Genomic DNA, 18,217 nt, shown 5'->3' with positions numbered 1-18,217 from the left:
GCTTTTTCCTATTTTAATTATGTTAACGATAATATTTGATTGGCTCTTTGTGCATTTTCATCTGCTGTAGTAATTTGCTTCATCTGCATTTCAAATTGACGAGAATGGCTAATCAAATTCACCATTGCAGTAACAGGATTAACATTACTGCCTTCTAATACTCCAGACATCAGTTTTGCGTTAGGATTATCTTGTAATACTGCACCACGATTGTTAACAGGTGTTGCATGAAAAAAACCGTCATCGCCACGTACCAACTCATTAGGTTCAAGGTGAACTTTCTTTATTTTTCCAACTTGAGCAATGGTTGTGCGTTTATCACCTGCACCTAACGCTGATAAAGTTCCGTCGGCACTGATACTAACCTGTGAACGCTGAGGAACTGTTAATACGCCATTATCACCAAGTAATGGATGACCTTGGATATTAAGCGTGCCATTTTCATCAATTTGAATGGCACCATTACGGGTATATGCTTCACTACCATCAGCTAATTGTACAGCTAGCCAATCATCTTCTGATAAAGCAACGTCTAAATCTCGCCCAGTGTAATTAAATGCACCCATTGTTGAATCATAGGTAGGCGTGGTTGCTGCAACCATGGTCCTTGTTGGCATACTATTACCCACAATAGGAACGGCTTTCATTGCCGCTAATTGAGCACGAAAGCCTACTGTTGATACATTAGCTAAATTATGACTGGTTATGGATTGTTGATTTAATGTTTGGCTTGCACCAGACATGGCAGTATAAATAACGCGATCCATAAATATTCCTTAAATTATCTCAAATTAACTAATGTATTAAGAATTTGATCTTGTGTCTTAATGGTTTGAGAATTAGATTGATAATTACGTTGAGCAACAATCATATTGACTAATTCTTGGCTCATATCGACATTAGATGATTCAACGGCACCACTGGCTAATGATCCAAAAGTACCTGTATTGGCTGAGCCTAATACTTCACCACCAGAATTAAGTGTTGAACGCCAGTTATTATTCCCTGCTGACTCTAATCCATTAACATTGGCAAAATCAGCCATGGCAATTTGACCTAATAACATGGTTTGTTGGTTGGAATAAACACCATAAATAGTGCCGTCATTGTTAATACTATAACCAACTAAATCACCTGCTGCATAACCATCTACGATAGGCGTTTTTATGCTACCGACTTCTTTACCCATATTTTGTTGCGTACTGTTTGCAAGTGATAATGTAAAGCTATTATCTTCTGATCCATTTATGCCATTAATATTGATAGTCATTTCGGGATCGCTGATTAATTTGCCTGATGAATCAAATTCCATTTTTCCTAATGCTTGTAGGGTTGCATTAGGATCGCTACTATCAAGGTAATGAACATCCCATTGGTTATCTGCTGTTTTTACATAAAAAAGCTGAACATTGCGTTGATTACCTAATGAATCATAAGTGGTGATAGTGGTTGAATAATTAAATGTGTCAGCATCTGTTGCATTAATCGGTTGTTTTTCAGGAACTTTACTATTTGAATTTAGATTTGTTTGCAAAGCAGCTTTATTGGTTGCTGATGCATTTAACATTTCTTGTGAAATTTTTAATGGACCAGGTGCTGAACCTTGTTGAATTTGTGGTGGAGTACCTGTCGCAAGATAACCAGTCAAATTGAAACCGTCAGCAGATACGATATTACGTTCAGCATCTAATTGAAACTGACCATTACGGGTATAGTAGATTTGTCCACTACTATCAACTAATCTGAAAAATCCATTACCTGAAATCGCTACATCTAAACTGTTGTTGGTTGAAGTTGTTGTGCCGTCATTAAAATTTTGCATAACAGCAGCAACTTTAACACCCATTCCTACTTTTGAACCGGCATAGATATCAGCAAATGAAATACTAGCACTTTTAAAGCCAACTGTTGCAGAATTGGCAATATTATTACCAATAACATCTAATTGTTTAGAAGCGGCATTCATACCACTGATTGCTTGAGAAAATCCCATATAAACTTATTCCCCTTTAAAGAATTTGACGCACTTCGTCAATACTAATTGAACCAAGTATCCCTAAATCAAGTAATACTTTATTATTAACTTTGCTATTAATTACTCCGTAAACAACAGAGTAAGCTAATGGTGTTGATGTGACTTTTTGCCCCTCGTAAGTAGCATTAACTGAAAACGTGTAGCTACCATCTGGAGCTAAAGTTCCATCGTTAAGTTCTCCATCCCAAGTAAAAGAGCTGACACCAGCCGGGATGGATCCAAGATCGACTTCTCGTACAACATTACCATTTTCATCTTTTATGGTGATAACAACCGAATCAGCATCACGCATAAGTTCAAAACCAAACGGCGTAGTAATGGTCTCTTTATCACTTTTTGAACCATCTATTTCTGAAGTTGCGACTAATATTTTATTACCAGGAACCATAACGCCTTTACCAATCATATTGCTCGCGTTGACTGATAAACTATCGTCAATCTGGCCTGAAACCATACCTAACGTTGTATTAAGTCGTTCAATGCCTGCTAATGTATTAATTTGCGCCAATTGCGAGGTTAACTGACTATTATCCATTGGATTAGTTGGATCTTGATTCTTCATTTGGGCAATAAGTAATGTTAAAAAGTTATCTTGTAATTCCTGACTAGAATTACCATCAGATGAACCTTTCCTCACTGCTTGTGGACTAGCCATATTTGACGATTCTGAAACTGGTACATTCGAAATACCCATGAATTAAGCCCCTTTATTGCCCTAAGGTAAGTGTTTTAAGCATTAAGCTTTTTACGGTATTAATGACTTCCACATTTGCTTGGTAGCTACGAGATGCTGAAATGGTATTGACCATCTCTGCCACTACATCTACATTAGGTTTTTGAATGTAACCTTTCTCATCAGCTAAAGGGTGCTTAGGGTCATAGACTAAATTCATTGGTGATGGGTCTTCGATGACCTCAGATACTTTTACTCCAGCTACGCTATTGGGATAATTATTATCATCGACTTGGAAAATAACTTGTTTAGCTCGATAAGCTTGACCTGAAGTACTTGTAACACTATCAGCATTTGCTAAATTACTCGCACTAACATTCATTCGTTGAGTTTGTGCCATTAAAGCAGAACCAGAGATAGAAAAAATAGAGAAGCTCATAATGGTTATCCTTGCTGCAATACAGATACTACATTTTTAAATTGTTCACCTAAAAATGTTAAATTACTTTGATAATGGATACTGTTATCCATAAAGGCTGTTCTTTCTTGATCCATTTCAACAGTATTACCATCAGCAGATGATTGATAAGGAATGCGATACAGAAGTTGATAATCAGCTGAGCCGATGGTTTGGATATGCTTTGCTGATGTTATATTAAGTTTTATATTATTAAGCGTATGTTGATTATTGATAGCTTTTTTTAATTCAATATTAAAATCAATATCTCTAGCTTGATAATTAGGCGTATCACTATTGGCAATATTGGTCGCAAGTATATTTTGTCGTTTTTCACGAACATTTAATGCTTGTTGATGAAAGTTAACAAAAGTATCTAATTTATTTAGCATAAAATCATCTCATCTTTTTTTATGTAGAGAATTTTAAGCAAATCAAAAAAAAATCATCGTATAAATAACGATAAAAATTGCCCTTATTTCAACATTCAATAAATTAGCTGATAAAGTAAAATTTAGTTACCAATAATGTTGTGAACAAATATGTCTCAGTTTATAAAATATATAAGCCTTTTAGGTGTGTTGTGTAGCTCAAAAATAGCTTTGGCTAACTCAATGGAAAAACAGATTAGCAATCTAATCTATCAACAAATTAGCGAAGCTAATATTGATAATATTGCTATTGATTACCTCACTTTGAAACCTCAGTTAAATTGTGATTCACCAACATTTGCGATTTTAAATAAAAATAAGCAGTGGGGTAATTTAACTATTACTGCTAAATGTGAAAACATTACTAAATATATTCAAGTTTATGTTGCTGTTACTGGGAGTTATGTTATGGCGAATCAGCCGATAAGTGCAGGAACATTAATGACAGAGCAGCAAGTGAAAATGCAATCTGGGCGGTTAGATAAATTACCACCTGCTGTAATTTTGAATAAATCAGAGGTTATCAATCATATTGCTTTAAGAAATATTAATAATGGTGAGCCTATTAAAAATTCAATGTTACAGAAAAATTGGCATGTTAAAGCAGGTCAAACAGTAAAAGTAATTGTTAATGGTGAGGGATATTCAATTGCTGCTAATGGCAAAACACTAAGCAATGGTGCCTTGGGTGAATTAATAAATATCAAACTTAATACAGGCAATATTGTTCAGGGTGTTGTTACAGAAAAAGGTATCACAATTTTAAACAAATAAAATTAATGATTTTCTGATTTTTGCCGATAATTAGATTAAACCTCCCCTATAAACCTCAACGTTAATTGAAGGAATTTTATGAGTATAGATGCAACAAAAATGGTTACCGCCGTATCAGGGGTACTTAATCGTATAAATGAGCAAAATAAAAAAACTAATGCATCTGTGCAAAACTCAAGTAACTTAACGTTAAATGTTAAGTTAAGCCAAAATACTATAGCAATGTTGCATTCAACTGAAAATGATATCGATATTAGTAAAATTGAAAAGATAAAACAGGCCATTACTGAAGGTAGATTAGTGATCAATCCAAATAAAATTGCCGATGAAATTATTAAGCAAACTTTTGAAAATATTGAAATCTAATTGATTTTGAAGGAATGTCGTCATGTTAGAATTAGATAACATTTTTAATAATGTAACAGTTATGTTACAAGCCCTGTCAGATATTTTAGAAGCTGAACAACAAATATTATTTAAAAATAATTCAGTAAATCAATTGAGTGAGATTATAAACCAAAAAAGCCAATTACTCATTGAGTTAAAATTACTGGATGAAAAAAGACTAAAAGTTAGTCAGCAATGCAATATTCAGTCACCTTATAGTGAAAAACAAGAGTTAGCATTAAAATGGCAAGCTATCACAAAAATGACTCAGCGATTAGCTCAAATCAATCGGGAAAACGGAGTGCTTATTCAAAATCGAATGAACGTAACGCAACATTCAATAGATTATTTGAAAAGCATGAATAATCCTGCTGTTTATACCCATAATGGTTATCAACAACCAGAAACTATTTCATCTAAACGCGCTAAAGTTTAATCATTTTGAAGTTGTTTTACGGTAAACGAGATAAATAACTATTAAATTAGGGTCTTATTAAGCCAATAACTTTCTCAAGTTGCGTTCATACTGTGCTGTAAACGGTAATTAGGCAATAAAATTGATTTAATGAAGATATGGCTGATGATAGTGATCTAGATAAAAGCGAACAACCCACCGATAGCAAATTAAAAAAAGCCAAGGAAAAGGGACAAATCCCACGATCTCGCGAGTTAACATCGTTAATTATTTTGTTGGTTAGTATCCTATTATTTTGGATGATGGGCAGTCATTTTGTTGCTAATTTAAAAACAATTATTCAACACGCTATGTTGGTTGCATACCGAACAGATGATGATAAACAAATTATTTTCAATTTAATTAATTTATTAACCGCTGGATTTTGGTCGATTTTACCTATTTTTTTCGGATTAGTCATTATTGCCATCATTGCACCTATGGGAGTTGGTGGTTTACTTTTTAGTTTGCAATCAATTAAACCCAATTTTGGTAAATTGAATCCGATTAGCGGATTTAAAAGAATGTTTAGTATTCGAATTTTTTTAGAGTTATTTAAAAGCCTGCTTAAAGTTGTTTTAATCGGTTTTGCCGTGACATTGTTTCTAATCAATCAATTTCCAAATATGCTTTCGCTGCCAAATATGTATTTAAATAGTGCATTATCTAACGTTATGCAACTGCTTATTTATTCAGGAATATTAACTATTTTAGCTTTAATTCCTATGGTTGGATTTGATATTTTTTATCAAATCTGGAGTAATTTAAAAAAATTAAGAATGTCTAAACAAGAGATTAAAGACGAGTTCAAGGAGCAAGAAGGTAATCCACAAATTAAAGGCCGCATTCGCCAGATGCAACAAGCAATAGCAAGACGTCGAATGATGAAAGATGTACCAAAAGCCAATGTTATTATCACTAACCCAACTCATTATGCTGTTGCACTACAATATGATGATAAAACTATGTCTGCCCCTAAACTGATAGCTAAAGGTACCGACAATATCGCTATCAAAATTAAAGAAATTGCCCAAGAGCATCGCATTCCACAATTAGAGGCTCCCCCTCTCGCTCGGGCTTTATATCGCTATGGTGAAATAGGACAAACCATTCCAGCCGAACTCTATGCTGCCGTTGCGCAAATTTTAGCCTGGGTTTATCAATTAAAACGTTGGCATAAACATGGTGGTGATAAGCCTCAAAAACCAACGAATATACCGATCCCTGAATCTTTATCCGTGAATGAGTAAAAGTAAATCTCTATGATGAAATCAAAATTAGCCAATTTATTATCAGTAAATCTATCTAAAAGTGGTCATTATCGAATTTTAACAGGGCCAATGCTTATTTTATTGATTCTTTCAATGATGGTATTACCTTTACCTGCATTTATATTAGATCTGTTTTTTACTTTTAATATTGCATTATCAATTATTATTTTGATTGTTGCCTTGTTTACTAAGCGGGTTTTAGATTTTGCAGCGTTTCCTACAGTTCTGCTTTTTGCAACGTTATTACGACTATCTCTAAATGTTGCTTCAACTCGGGTTGTACTGTTAAAAGGTCATACTGGTAGTGATGCAGCAGGTAGAGTTATTGAGGCTTTTGGACATTTTTTAGTGGGCGGTAATTTCGCTATTGGTATTGTTGTCTTTATTATTTTAGTGATTATCAACTTCATGGTAATCACTAAAGGTGCCGGTAGGATAGCTGAAGTTGGTGCTCGCTTTGCATTGGATGGTATGCCGGGTAAGCAGATGGCAATCGATGCTGATCTCAATGCTGGATTAATTGGTGAAGATGAAGCCAAAGCACGGCGCGCGGAAGTTACTCAGGAAGCCGATTTTTATGGCTCAATGGATGGTGCGAGTAAGTTTGTACGTGGTGATGCCATTGCTGGTTTACTAATAATGGCCATAACTATTGTTGGTGGATTATTAGTTGGGATAATGCAGCATGGTATGACATTTTCAGATGCGAGTAAAACCTATGTATTATTGACTATTGGTGATGGTCTAGTTGCACAAATTCCCTCACTGATTATTTCTACCGCTGCGGGTGTAATTGTGACTCGGGTTACCTCACAAGAAAACATTAGCGACCAAATGCTTAAACAGTTATTTAATAACCCTCAAGTATTAATCTTAACTGCGGTTGTTATTGGTCTGCTTGGACTGATTCCAGGGATGCCAAATTTAGTATTTTTAATGTTTACTGCGGTATTATCAGTAATTTCTTGGTGGTTAACCAAACAAAAGAAAGTTGAGAAATCAGTTGCCGCTCCACCCAAAAGTGTTGCAGCGCCAACAAATATTGACGCTTCATGGTCTGATGTCAATATTGAAGATATCTTAGCGATGGAAGTTGGATACGGGCTCATTCCTATGGTTGATCAAAACCAAAATGGTGAATTACTTGGTCGAATTCGTAGTTTGCGTAAAAAGTTTGCGCAAACATTAGGCTTTTTACCGCCTCAAGTTCATATTCGCGATAATCTCTCGTTATCACCTTATCAATATAAAATTTTTATAAAAGGTGGTGAAATTGGTCAAGGCGAAATAATGAATAATAAATGGTTAGCGATCAACCCCGGCACAGTAACCGAAACTATCGAAGGCATTGAAACTATTGAGCCGGCTTTTGGTTTACCTGCTGTTTGGATAGATGAAAATGACAAAGAAAATGCACAAATATTGGGTTACACTGTTGTTGATACTAGTACCATGATTGCCACCCATTTCAATCATTTGTTACATCAATTTGCCAGTGATTTATTGGGACGATTAGAGACACAAGAATTATTGGATCGAATAAAGCAGGATATTCCTAAATTAGTCGAAGATTTTATTCCTGACGTAGTGCCTTTAACTACTTTTCATAAAATTCTACAAAACTTACTTTCTGAAAAAGTGTCGATTCGTGATATGCGCACAATTATTGAGACGATTTGTGAACAGGCACCAAATCAAAATGATGCCTATCATTTACTCAGTATTGTTAGAATAGCGCTAGGGCGTGTGATTACCCAACAATGGTTTCCTGGGACGGAACCGATAAGAGTAATTGGATTAAATATTGATTTAGAAAGAATATTACTGCAAGCTTTGCAAAATACTAGTAATGTTGAACCGGGACTAGCAGAACATATTCTTCAACAACTCAAACAAGCATTAAATCAGCAAGATGCAATGGGAGCGCCGCCTGTTTTATTGGTTAATCACACATTAAGAGCTATGCTCTCCCAGTTTTTAAGACCTAATTTTCCTCAATTAGCTGTGTTATCTAATTTAGAAATACCTGATAACCGAAAGATCCAAGTGACATATCAAATTGGCAGTGAATTATGATAAATTTACTGCACAATATTGATCGTCATTTAATCTATTTTTTTTCAAATATTGTCCCTTTTTTGAAAGGTGAGTTTTTAAATGAGAATTTAGTGAGCAATATATAACTTATACCACCAACAACAAAGCCGACAATCCATGTTAAGCTCACTTCATAAAATGCAGCTGCTGATCCAATAAGCATCGCTAGAATAGCAGCGGGGTTAAATCCAGCAAATTGACCGTTGTTATCATATAGTGTATTTACATCAATTTTTTGGCGACGTAACAGATAGTATTCCACCAACAAAATTGCCACAATTGGTCCCAAAAATGCGGAGTAAATTAGAATAAATAAACCTAATCCTTTTGCTGAGGTATCCTGAACAAGAACCCAAGGAAAAGAAGCGATAGCTAATAATCCTGTAATGGTTACTGCTACTTTATATTTAGCTTTTGTTAATAACGTAATTACGTAAGCTGGTGGGATGATATTAGCAACGATATTTACAGCAATGGTGCCTAATACAATAAAGGATGATACCACGATGGTGATATATGGATTATTTACTACAATCGCAAATGCTTTAACTGGATTAGAGTTACCTGTGACTGAAGCTAACATCACACCAATAGTAATAATAAAACCGTAAGCAACAAAAATTGGTAGAAAATAGAGGAGCCCCCTTTTTCTATCACTAAAACCAGCTTTTAGTTCTCGTGAGTAATCAGCTGCACTAAGAAAAATTGCAGCGTAATTACCTAAGAACATCATAATGAAGCCGCAGAATGGTAATCCCCAAGTCCCTTCGGTATTTACCCATTTGTCTATAATAATCTCTTGATGATTATTGAGTAATATAATAAAGACATAAATTAACGCACAAAGAATAACAATTGAAATTAACGTTTCTACCCATTTTATTGCATGGAATCCATAAAGCGACAAAGCGATTTGGAAAAATTGTAAAATAAGAAAACAGATAAATATATTATTAAAATCACCATTAGATAATATTCTAATAATTTCATTGAGCGCAGTTGCACCTATCCAACTTTGAAATCCATACCAAACAATAGCAGGAATACCGCGGAGTAATGAAGAAATAATAGCGCCTTTTATACCAAATGACATGCGAAGTTGTACCACATAAGGAATACCTGTGCGATATCCTAAGCGATCATTAAAAACAAAAATTGTCGTGATAATCAATATTGCAATTAACGTTGCGGCAAAAGTTTGGAAAATATTCATGGTGGCAACACCAGCTACAACTAAGCTTGCACCTAAGGTCATATTACCTAAATTCATGCCATCGCCAATCCACATAAAAGAATAGGCTAAAGGATTCATAGTTCGATCTTTGCTAGATTTGGGTAATAAAGAACTATCAATCTGCATTGATGTATTTGGTGATTGTGCTGTATTATTCTTCATGACTTTCCTTCCCTACTTATTTCTGTCGTTTCAATTCCATTATTAACGCCGAATAAATTCACCTCTTGGTGTTGAATTAATACCGGCATTAATTTGATAAATAGTTTTGCCTCGTAATAATGTTTGAACCACTTGTGCACCAATTTGTCGTCCTACATAAGGACTAAATTTATTACGATATTCGAGATCTTGTTCTTTTAATACATAGCTAGAATGAGGTTTAATAAAGATGATGTCAGCATCTTTACCTACTTGAATTGAGCCTTTAGTTGGTAAGTTGTATCTTTCAGCAGGGTTTTTAGCGATGATATCGGCAAATTGTTTTAATGACATACCCCGTTTTTGTACGGCTTCATCAAACATAATATCCACATTATTTTGAACACCAGAAATTCCGCCCCAAGCATCAAAGGCATTGGCTTTGTCTTTTAAATCGTAAGTACATGGTGAATGGTCAGACACCGCAGTGATGATGTGGCCAGCAAATAGATATTTCCATAATCCTTCTTGAGCTTGCTGATCACGGATTGGTGGTGAACATTTTGCAATTGGTCCAATAGCATCCAATTGGTCTGTAGTAAAATAGAGGTAATGGATACAGGTTTCGCACGTCACATTAATGCCTTCTTGGCATGCTTTGATAACCTCTTCAACTCCTTCTGGACAAGCGACATGGCATATATGAATCGGGCACCCAGTTTGTTTAGCGAAAAAGATTGCTCGACGAATGGCTTCAACTTCAGTAAATGCCGGACGGGTTGCTACATATTGTGATAATTTACTTTCGCCTCGTGCTTTAGCTTGTTGCCCTAAAATATCAGTAATTGTGGCATTTTCTGCATGGATAGCTAGCACTTTACCGGTTTTAGCAATTTGGCGCATTCCTTCCCATAATGCGTAATCATTTACATTGGCAAAATCACCGTCAAGGTTTGGATCACCACAGGTTGCCATAAAACATTTAAATGCCGCGACACCTTCTTCGACTTGTTCTGCAATACCATTATTGGTCAGATTATAAGGAACTAATCCACCATAAGATGCTACATCGACATAAAGTTTTCCCTCACCAGCAGCATATTTGGTACGAAGAGTTTCGCCACTTGTAGTCGCAGGGAGTTGGTTAAGAGGCATTTCAACAAAGGTTGTTACGCCACCTTTTGCACATGCTTTTGTTCCTGTGATATAGCCTTCCCACTCATGACGAACACCACCTGGTTCACTAATATGAACATGAATATCAACCATTCCAGGACTAACAATCAAGCCATTAGCATCAATAATTTCATCTGCTTGCACTAAATTAGGGCCAATTGCTGCAATTTTGCCATTTTTTATTGCAATATCGGTATAAATTTCGCCAGATTCGAGAATGACAAGACCATTTTTAATAATGAGATCGTACTGCATAATAATTTTCCCAACTAAATTGATTACAAATTAGACACATAATCATTCATATTATCAGTATTATTTGTTTTATCAAATTTTCATAATAATCTTTATATTTATGCAATAAACGTGCCACTAAATCAAAAAGTAAGTAATAACTGACATGATTTGGTTTTCTTTAAGTGGAATTGCACTAAAATGATCCATTTATATCTGTTTGACTCAATGTTTTGCACTATTTTGGGGGATTAGATAGGAAAATCGAATAAAACATTAGAAAAATTAGATTATGTGCCTTACATTAAAGTCAACCTTTTGGTTATCGCTACTAATGTAAGGCCTTGTAAATATTATTTAGTAGCCACAGTAAAACGTTGTTTAATGTGTTTTGCATTCTCCGCTTCATCAATCATCGCGATTGCATAGTCAGCATAGCTGATTTGACTTTTCCCTTGGCTATTAACCAAAATTTGCTCGCCACCAACAATATAATGACCAGTTCTTGGACCATCAGCAATAAACTCAATTGCTGGGCTTAGATAGGTCCAATTTACATCATTACAAGTTCTTAATTGATCTAAAGCTTTTGCCATGTTATTGGCTAATGGTTTAAATTCATCCGGAAAATCCGGAGAGTCAACTAAACGAATAGTATGCTCAGGATTGACATATAAACTACCTGCACCGCCAACAACTAATAAACGATTAGGTTTACCGCTTAAAATATCAGTTAAGTGTTTTAAGCTAGTTTGATGTTGTGGAAGGGTTTCTGGTGTCCATGCTGCAAAAGCATCAATAATGACATCAAAAGGTTTCAAATCTTCATAAGTTAGATCAAACAGATCTTTAACTAGAATTTTTGCCTTAGGGTCAACATGAGCGTTGGGATTACGAACAATCGCCGTTACATCATGTCCACGCGCAATTGCTTCTTTAACTATCAGACTACCTGACTTACCACTAGCACCAATAACCGCAATTTTCATTTTTTACTCCTTTATTAATTTATAAGTATTGTTTGATTCAGGTTTTAAATTGGAAAAATCTTTTAACAATTTGATATTTTTAGGTTAATATTCTAAGTATCTATTGTAAAGTAGGTACCAAGCAGTAATATAGTTACCGAAATGATACTGTTATTGAATTTAAAGGATTTTTAACTAATGTCACTCAACGGAATTTTACCTCCTTGCCCTGTCGAAATTACCCTTATGTTAATGGGTGATAAATGGAAAGTCTTAATCGTTCGTGATTTATTAACAGGTACAAAACGCTTTGGAGAATTAAAAAAATCACTAAACGGTATATCTCAAAAAGTCTTAACTCAACATCTAAGAACAATGGAAAAAAACGGCTTAGTCAGCCGCAAAGTCTATGCCCAAGTACCACCTAAAGTGGAATACACATTGACCGATGTCGGGCAAAGTTTAAAACAAGTGCATGATGCTATGTTAGCGTGGGGAAGTGCTTATAAATCAAAACAAAGTGCTAATAAATAGGTTTCATTTATAAAATAATTTTTCTATTTATACATAAGTAATGTTAGTAAACTAATAGCATGATTTTCATTAAGCAGAAAATTATGGCTAAATAGCCTCAAATTTAGAACAAATGAAATAAAATTCATCCGGCTTTGAGTCTTTATCCTGACCAATAACGATTGTATTTGGGTAGAGATTGTTGTCGGTAATAGGGGTAATTTCCTTTCGGAATATGTCTGTATCATTTAAAGGAATAGGTTCTTCACAGCTGCGTAATATAGGGTTAACCTCAATCAATTTAGCGAACTTGTACATATCACCTTTGGCTTTAGCATAAAAAGATGTGACAAAATTATCGCTTTCATAACGAATCATATTAACCCATACATTCTTAACTTTGATAGGTTGCTCAAAATAGTATTCGATTTCATTTATACTATCTTGTTTTTTTATAGTAATTTTTTGTTTTGCAAGTTCAGCAATGATCTTTTTATCTTCTATGGCAAAAGGCTTTGACTGACATAATAAAGCAGATCTAAATTGTTCTGTTATAGTCTTTGTGTCATCACTAGACGCATAGCCAGATAAACTCAAAAAATATAGCGTGTAACCTAAAAGTAAATATGATTTTTTCATAATTAATTGTCTATGTGAGGTTATTAATGCTTTGTTGATTCTGTTTTATTCCTCTATCAAATCTCAATCTAATTATAAATGAAGAATAAGTAATAGTTAATAATTTTGATATTAACTTACTAGCCACCCTATCGCCATTTTGTTAAAACTATATTACTATGATTTAATTGATTTTCATTATAAAAATTGATTATGAATAAGCCATCACCGAATTTAACCATTAAAGATATTGCCAAATTGAGCGGGGTAAGTAAATCCACTGTTTCGCGAGTTATTAATCACGACCCAATGGTGAAGGAATCGACACGTAACAAAGTGATGGCAATTGTTGAACAATATCAATTTACCCCATCCAAATCAGCTAGAGCAATGCGTGGTTATGGTAATAAAGTGATTGGTATAATTGTTACTCGCCTTGATTCCATATCCGAAAATCATGCAGTTCGAAACATGTTGCCTGTTTTTTATGCAAATGGGTATGATCCGATTATCATTGAGAGCCAATTTAGCCCGCAAAAAGTCGAAGAACACCTGACAATGTTAAAAGAAAAGCAAGCTGACGGTGTAGTGATTTTTGCTTTTACAGGATTGAATAGCTCTCGGCTGACATTTTGGCAAGATAAATGTGTGGTTATTGCTAGGCCTTTTTCTGATTATACTTGCATTTGTTATGATGATGTAGGGGCGGTAAACAAAGCATTAACCTATTTATATCAAAAGCATAAAAAAATTGGCTATATTGGTATTACTAAACAAGATCAGACTACTGGTGAATTACGCTACCAAGCGTATACTAATTTTTGTCATACTCATAAACTTAAGCCAAATGCGGTGCTTGGTAAATTAAGTTATTATTCTGGTTATGAACTTGCCGAGTCAGTATTGGTTGATTCACCAACAGCAATCGTTTGTGCTACCGATTCAATTGCTTTAGGCCTAAATAAATTCTTATCTGAAAAAAATATCAATAATATTGTTGTTATTAGCATTGGTAGTAGCGATCTGCTTAAATTCTTGTTTGCCAAAACAATTACAGTCGATCTTGGTTTTGATAAAGCGGGTACTTATGCTGCAAACGAGTTATTGCAAATACTACAAAGTGGAGCAAAACCTAAAATTATTACGGTTCCTTCCCAAATACTCATTTAACTATTTTTGAGTGATATATTGCCTAAAATTGTGAGGTTTATCACAAAAAGGGAACGTTCCCATTTATTTAAATAATAATTCAATTTATGCTTAATTGTTAACAAATTAGGGTCGAAATAATTAAAAAATTTTGGCTTAAATTGAAAATAAGGAGACTTAACAATGGCAAAAGCACCTAAAGTTTCAACAAAATCAATTATGCAATTGATTGAACTTGTTGGAGGAAAAGAAAACATTGCTAGTGTTACCCATTGTTTGACAAGATTAAGGTTTGCGCTTGCTAATCCCAAATTAGCCAATGTTGAAACGATTGAAGGATTGTCTTTTGTCAAAGGATGCTTTAATAATGCCGGGCAGTTTCAGGTTATTATTGGAACGGATGTTGATAGTTATTACAAATTATTGATTGAGCAATTAAATATTGACGAAGCGACCAAAGAGCAAACAAAAGCCGCAGCTAAACAAAATATGTCATGGTTTGAACGGTTAATCTCAAATTTAGCTGAAATTTTTGTACCATTATTACCTGCAATGATTGCGGGTGGTTTATTACTCGGCTTGCGTAATGTAATTGGTGAAATGCCAACTATTAACGATAAACCGCTTACTGACACGTATACTTGGTTGGTACCTATACATAGTTTCCTTTGGTTACCGTGTGAAGCGATTTTCCACTTTTTACCGGTGGCTATTTGCTGGTCTACAGTCAAAAAAATGGGCGGTTCTCCTGTGTTAGGGATTGTTTTAGGCATAACATTGGTTTCTCCACAACTGATGAATGCTTATAATCTAGGGAAAATCGTTCCTGACGTGTGGGATTTTGGTTGGTTTACGATTCAAAAAGTCGGCTATCAAGCACAAGTGATTCCATCTATTTTTGCTGGTTTGGCATTGGGATGGATCGAAACTCGATTACGTAGAATTGTCCCTAATTACCTAACTTTAGTGATTGTCCCAATCGTATCACTGCTATTAGCCGTCGTCCTTGCACATTTTCTTTTAGGGCCAATCGGACGAATGTTAGGCAATGGTATTGCTTATGTGGTTAAATATTTAATGACTGGTGATTATGCCTTCATTGGGTCAGCAATTTTTGGATTCTTTTATGCACCGTTGGTTATTACTGGAATTCACCATACTACATTAGCTATCGATATGCAGATGACAGAAAGTATGGGCGGTACACCGATTTGGCCAATCATTGCTTTATCCAATATTGCTCAAGCTTCAGCCGTTGTTGGCATTATTTTGATCAGTCGAAAACATAATGAGCGCGAAGTTTCCATTCCTGCTGCTATATCCGGCTATCTAGGTGTTACTGAGCCAGCTATGTACGGTATTAACTTACGCTATAAATTCCCAATGTTCTGTGCCATGGTCGGTGCAGCTAGTGCTGGGTTAATCTGTGGTTTATATGGTGTATTATCTAATGGTATCGGTGTGGGGGGATTGCCTGGTATCTTATCAATAAAACCTGTTTATTGGTCAATTTATGCCTTAGCAATGCTAGTAGCGATTATTGTTCCGATCGCATTAACTATCATTGTTTATAAAATAAAACAGAAAAAAGGCACACTAAATATCCAATAATGATTATAAATAGTAATTCACCCATTTTATGTGAATTTAATTTTACTGATTAAAAATAAAGAGTAAGCAATGAATAAAATAGATATCCCGTGGTGGCAAAATGGCACTATCTATCAAATCTATCCCAAAAGCTTTCAAGCCAGTGGCGCAGGTTCAACGGGGGATTTATTAGGCATTATCAGCCGATTAGATTATCTGAAAAATCTGGGCATTAGTGCGATTTGGTTAACGCCAATTTATCCCTCTCCGCAAGTTGATAATGGCTATGATGTATCAGATTATTATGATATCGATCCGGCTTATGGCACGATGCATGACTTTGAATTATTGGTGAAGCAGGCGCATGAACGTGATATCCGGATTATGATGGATATGGTCTTTAACCACACTTCAACAGAGCATCCATGGTTTAAATCCGCCTTAGATAAAACCAGCCCTTTTCGATCGTTTTATATTTGGAAAGACGCCAAAGCTGACGGCTCAGAACCTAATAATTGGCGGTCAAAATTTGGCGGCAAAGCTTGGCAGTGGCATGAGCAATCAGGACAATACTATTTACACCTGTTTGCAAAGCAGCAAGCCGATCTCAATTGGGAAAATCCAACTGTCCGCCAAGAGATTAAAAACGTCTGTCAATTTTGGGCGGATAAAGGGGTTGATGCATTAAGGTTGGATGTGATCAATTTGGTTTCTAAACAGCAAGAGTTTCCGGATGACGTACAAGGTGACGGACGAAAATATTATACGGATGGCCCGAAAATACACGAATTTTTACAAGAGTTAAGTCGAGATGTTTTTCAACCTAATGACTTAAAAACCGTGGGTGAAATGTCATCAACTACATTAGAAAACTGTCAAAAATATTCCGCATTGGATGGCAAAGAGTTGACCATGACGTTTAATTTTCATCATTTAAAAATTGATTATCCAAATGGGGAAAAATGGACGCTGGCTAAACCCGATTTACTTGAACTCAAAAAGATACTTGGCTATTGGCAAATGGGTATGCACGGTAAGGCGTGGAATGCGATTTTCTGGTGTAATCACGATCAACCTCGCATTGTGTCACGTTTAGGTAACGAAGACCAATACCACAACGAATCGGCCAAAATGCTGGCGATGATTCTTTATGGACTACAAGGCACGCCGTATCTTTATCAAGGTGAAGAGATTGGGATGACCAATCCCCATTTTACCGATATTTCGCAATATAAAGATGTGGAAAGTCTTAACATCTATCAAGAAAAAATTGCCGAAGGTGTGTCAGAGTCTGATATGTTAGCGATTCTTGCCAGTAAATCACGGGACAATAGCCGAACACCAATGCAATGGGGCAACACCGCCAACGCCGGATTTAGTCAAGGTAAACCTTGGATTGAGGTGGCAAACAATTACCCGAAAATTAATGTTAAAGCAGCGCTTGACGATCCTAATTCCATTTTTTATTGCTATCAAACTTTAATCACATTACGAAAAACATACCCGATCTTTATTTTCGGTGACTATCAAGATCTAACGCCTGATAATGCTGATTGTTGGTGCTATATCAGACATTGGAATAATCAAACGTTACTTGTGATAGCCAATCTGACCGAAAATATGGTTAAATGGCAATTGCCTAAAGCATTAGAAAATCGTCATTGGCAAAGATTGCTAGGTAATTATGAATACCAAACTGTATTAAAGCCCGAAATGGAGTTGCAACCTTATGAGGCTATGTATTGGTTGCATCTAGGAATTTCTAAATAATTGATTTATATTTCCTAAATTGCATATATTTCATAATTTTTTATGGTTGTATCTTTTATAATTTATACATCGAAAAAAAGTGAATGATTTAAAATAAATCTCTTGAATTAAATGGTTTGGGAGATAAATAGTGTAGTGTTTGTTATAAAAATAAACACTTATACTCTTATTGCTTAGAGTATTGATAATAATGATTACAATCTACTTATAAGCTGATTATTTTTTAATATTTAATGTCAATTATA

The 18,217-nt window shown here is 35.1% G+C and carries 18 protein-coding genes; 9 read left to right on the top strand and 9 right to left on the bottom strand.

Going from position 1 to position 18,217, the window contains the following annotated elements; genetic code table 11:
* Nucleotides 1-17: 17 nt before the first annotated feature.
* Genes GYM76_RS10830 through flgB form a run of 5 tightly spaced genes read right to left on the bottom strand, consistent with a single transcriptional unit; the run spans nucleotide 18 to nucleotide 3,557 of the window.
* Nucleotides 18-767 carry a flagellar basal body rod protein FlgF gene (locus GYM76_RS10830; protein WP_220225464.1) on the bottom strand — a complete coding sequence of 250 codons (750 nt, stop codon included), beginning with the start codon at nucleotides 765-767 and terminating at the stop codon, nucleotides 18-20.
* A 14-nt stretch (nucleotides 768-781) separates the two neighbouring features.
* Nucleotides 782-1,993, bottom strand: a complete 1,212-nt coding sequence (flgE, locus tag GYM76_RS10825; protein WP_065562525.1) for a flagellar hook protein FlgE — start codon at nucleotides 1,991-1,993, stop codon at nucleotides 782-784.
* 16 nt (nucleotides 1,994-2,009) lie between these two features.
* Nucleotides 2,010-2,690 carry a flagellar hook assembly protein FlgD gene (flgD, locus tag GYM76_RS10820; RefSeq protein WP_370632648.1) on the bottom strand — a complete coding sequence of 227 codons (681 nt, stop codon included), beginning with the start codon at nucleotides 2,688-2,690 and terminating at the stop codon, nucleotides 2,010-2,012.
* Between the two features lie 52 nt (nucleotides 2,691-2,742).
* Nucleotides 2,743-3,150 carry a flagellar basal body rod protein FlgC gene (flgC, locus tag GYM76_RS10815; protein WP_370632647.1) on the bottom strand — a complete coding sequence of 136 codons (408 nt, stop codon included), beginning with the start codon at nucleotides 3,148-3,150 and terminating at the stop codon, nucleotides 2,743-2,745.
* 2 nt (nucleotides 3,151-3,152) lie between these two features.
* Entirely contained in the window at nucleotides 3,153-3,557 is a 405-nt protein-coding gene (gene flgB / locus GYM76_RS10810; RefSeq protein ID WP_065562522.1) for a flagellar basal body rod protein FlgB, read from the bottom strand.
* Nucleotides 3,558-3,707: 150 nt separating this feature from the next.
* On the opposite strand from flgB, the gene flgA reads away from it, so the two are divergent.
* The 5 genes from flgA (at nucleotide 3,708) to flhA (ending at nucleotide 8,558) form a co-directional block, all read left to right on the top strand.
* Entirely contained in the window at nucleotides 3,708-4,370 is a 663-nt protein-coding gene (flgA, locus tag GYM76_RS10805) for a flagellar basal body P-ring formation chaperone FlgA (protein ID WP_081299483.1), read from the top strand.
* A 78-nt stretch (nucleotides 4,371-4,448) separates the two neighbouring features.
* Nucleotides 4,449-4,736 (top strand): flagellar biosynthesis anti-sigma factor FlgM, encoded by a 288-nt coding sequence (gene flgM / locus GYM76_RS10800; protein WP_065562520.1) that lies wholly within the window; start codon nucleotides 4,449-4,451, stop codon nucleotides 4,734-4,736.
* 22 nt (nucleotides 4,737-4,758) lie between these two features.
* Nucleotides 4,759-5,193 (top strand): flagella synthesis protein FlgN, encoded by a 435-nt coding sequence (locus tag GYM76_RS10795; protein WP_065562519.1) that lies wholly within the window; start codon nucleotides 4,759-4,761, stop codon nucleotides 5,191-5,193.
* A 137-nt stretch (nucleotides 5,194-5,330) separates the two neighbouring features.
* A complete protein-coding gene (flhB, locus tag GYM76_RS10790) occupies nucleotides 5,331-6,461 on the top strand; it encodes a flagellar biosynthesis protein FlhB (RefSeq protein ID WP_220225462.1) in 1,131 nt (376 codons plus the stop codon).
* A 15-nt stretch (nucleotides 6,462-6,476) separates the two neighbouring features.
* Nucleotides 6,477-8,558: a flagellar biosynthesis protein FlhA gene (gene flhA, locus GYM76_RS10785; protein ID WP_370632646.1), complete on the top strand. Its 2,082-nt coding sequence runs from the start codon at nucleotides 6,477-6,479 to the stop codon at nucleotides 8,556-8,558.
* Between the two features lie 34 nt (nucleotides 8,559-8,592).
* Here flhA and GYM76_RS10780 read toward each other — a convergent pair whose 3' ends face one another.
* From GYM76_RS10780 to GYM76_RS10770, 3 genes are all read right to left on the bottom strand, one after another.
* On the bottom strand, nucleotides 8,593-9,975 hold the full coding sequence (locus tag GYM76_RS10780) for an NCS1 family transporter (protein WP_220225460.1): 1,383 nt from the start codon (nucleotides 9,973-9,975) through the stop codon (nucleotides 8,593-8,595).
* A gap of 42 nt (nucleotides 9,976-10,017) precedes the next feature.
* Nucleotides 10,018-11,385 (bottom strand): allantoinase AllB, encoded by a 1,368-nt coding sequence (allB, locus tag GYM76_RS10775; protein ID WP_220225459.1) that lies wholly within the window; start codon nucleotides 11,383-11,385, stop codon nucleotides 10,018-10,020.
* Between the two features lie 332 nt (nucleotides 11,386-11,717).
* Nucleotides 11,718-12,353: an NAD(P)-dependent oxidoreductase gene (locus GYM76_RS10770; RefSeq protein ID WP_065562515.1), complete on the bottom strand. Its 636-nt coding sequence runs from the start codon at nucleotides 12,351-12,353 to the stop codon at nucleotides 11,718-11,720.
* A 177-nt stretch (nucleotides 12,354-12,530) separates the two neighbouring features.
* Between GYM76_RS10770 and GYM76_RS10765 the strand changes: the two genes are divergently transcribed.
* Nucleotides 12,531-12,866 (top strand): helix-turn-helix domain-containing protein, encoded by a 336-nt coding sequence (locus GYM76_RS10765; RefSeq protein ID WP_065562514.1) that lies wholly within the window; start codon nucleotides 12,531-12,533, stop codon nucleotides 12,864-12,866.
* Nucleotides 12,867-12,953: 87 nt separating this feature from the next.
* On the opposite strand, the gene GYM76_RS10760 is transcribed toward GYM76_RS10765, so the two are convergent.
* Nucleotides 12,954-13,484, bottom strand: coding sequence for a hypothetical protein (locus GYM76_RS10760; RefSeq protein WP_220225458.1), 531 nt, complete (start codon nucleotides 13,482-13,484; stop codon nucleotides 12,954-12,956).
* 192 nt (nucleotides 13,485-13,676) lie between these two features.
* Here GYM76_RS10760 and treR point away from each other — a divergent pair, with 192 nt between their 5' ends.
* From treR to treC, 3 genes are all read left to right on the top strand, one after another.
* Nucleotides 13,677-14,633, top strand: coding sequence for a trehalose operon repressor TreR (gene treR, locus GYM76_RS10755; protein ID WP_220225457.1), 957 nt, complete (start codon nucleotides 13,677-13,679; stop codon nucleotides 14,631-14,633).
* Nucleotides 14,634-14,795: 162 nt separating this feature from the next.
* On the top strand, nucleotides 14,796-16,223 hold the full coding sequence (treB, locus tag GYM76_RS10750; RefSeq protein ID WP_220225456.1) for a PTS trehalose transporter subunit IIBC: 1,428 nt from the start codon (nucleotides 14,796-14,798) through the stop codon (nucleotides 16,221-16,223).
* 69 nt (nucleotides 16,224-16,292) lie between these two features.
* Nucleotides 16,293-17,972, top strand: a complete 1,680-nt coding sequence (gene treC, locus GYM76_RS10745) for an alpha,alpha-phosphotrehalase (protein WP_220225455.1) — start codon at nucleotides 16,293-16,295, stop codon at nucleotides 17,970-17,972.
* Nucleotides 17,973-18,217: the final 245 nt, after the last annotated feature.

The sequence above is a fragment of the Gilliamella sp. ESL0443 genome (assembly GCF_019469165.1).
GTDB classification, from domain to species: domain Bacteria; phylum Pseudomonadota; class Gammaproteobacteria; order Enterobacterales; family Orbaceae; genus Gilliamella; species Gilliamella apicola_E.
This window is presented reverse-complemented; position numbering and strand designations above follow the sequence as displayed.

What these genes read in the sequence shown, in the direction of transcription:
- flgB (WP_065562522.1), bottom strand. Translation starts at nt 3,557, where the DNA reads ATGCTAAATAAATTAGATACTTTTGTTAACTTTCATCAACAAGCATTA.
- GYM76_RS10795 (WP_065562519.1), top strand. Translation starts at nt 4,759, where the DNA reads ATGTTAGAATTAGATAACATTTTTAATAATGTAACAGTTATGTTACAA.
- GYM76_RS10830 (WP_220225464.1), bottom strand. Translation starts at nt 767, where the DNA reads ATGGATCGCGTTATTTATACTGCCATGTCTGGTGCAAGCCAAACATTA.
- treB (WP_220225456.1), top strand. Translation starts at nt 14,796, where the DNA reads ATGGCAAAAGCACCTAAAGTTTCAACAAAATCAATTATGCAATTGATT.
- treR (WP_220225457.1), top strand. Translation starts at nt 13,677, where the DNA reads ATGAATAAGCCATCACCGAATTTAACCATTAAAGATATTGCCAAATTG.
- flhB (WP_220225462.1), top strand. Translation starts at nt 5,331, where the DNA reads ATGGCTGATGATAGTGATCTAGATAAAAGCGAACAACCCACCGATAGC.
- flgM (WP_065562520.1), top strand. Translation starts at nt 4,449, where the DNA reads ATGAGTATAGATGCAACAAAAATGGTTACCGCCGTATCAGGGGTACTT.
- flgE (WP_065562525.1), bottom strand. Translation starts at nt 1,993, where the DNA reads ATGGGATTTTCTCAAGCAATCAGTGGTATGAATGCCGCTTCTAAACAA.
- flgA (WP_081299483.1), top strand. Translation starts at nt 3,708, where the DNA reads ATGTCTCAGTTTATAAAATATATAAGCCTTTTAGGTGTGTTGTGTAGC.
- flhA (WP_370632646.1), top strand. Translation starts at nt 6,477, where the DNA reads ATGAAATCAAAATTAGCCAATTTATTATCAGTAAATCTATCTAAAAGT.
- GYM76_RS10780 (WP_220225460.1), bottom strand. Translation starts at nt 9,975, where the DNA reads ATGAAGAATAATACAGCACAATCACCAAATACATCAATGCAGATTGAT.
- GYM76_RS10765 (WP_065562514.1), top strand. Translation starts at nt 12,531, where the DNA reads ATGTCACTCAACGGAATTTTACCTCCTTGCCCTGTCGAAATTACCCTT.
- allB (WP_220225459.1), bottom strand. Translation starts at nt 11,385, where the DNA reads ATGCAGTACGATCTCATTATTAAAAATGGTCTTGTCATTCTCGAATCT.
- GYM76_RS10760 (WP_220225458.1), bottom strand. Translation starts at nt 13,484, where the DNA reads ATGAAAAAATCATATTTACTTTTAGGTTACACGCTATATTTTTTGAGT.
- flgD (WP_370632648.1), bottom strand. Translation starts at nt 2,690, where the DNA reads ATGGCTAGTCCACAAGCAGTGAGGAAAGGTTCATCTGATGGTAATTCT.
- GYM76_RS10770 (WP_065562515.1), bottom strand. Translation starts at nt 12,353, where the DNA reads ATGAAAATTGCGGTTATTGGTGCTAGTGGTAAGTCAGGTAGTCTGATA.
- treC (WP_220225455.1), top strand. Translation starts at nt 16,293, where the DNA reads ATGAATAAAATAGATATCCCGTGGTGGCAAAATGGCACTATCTATCAA.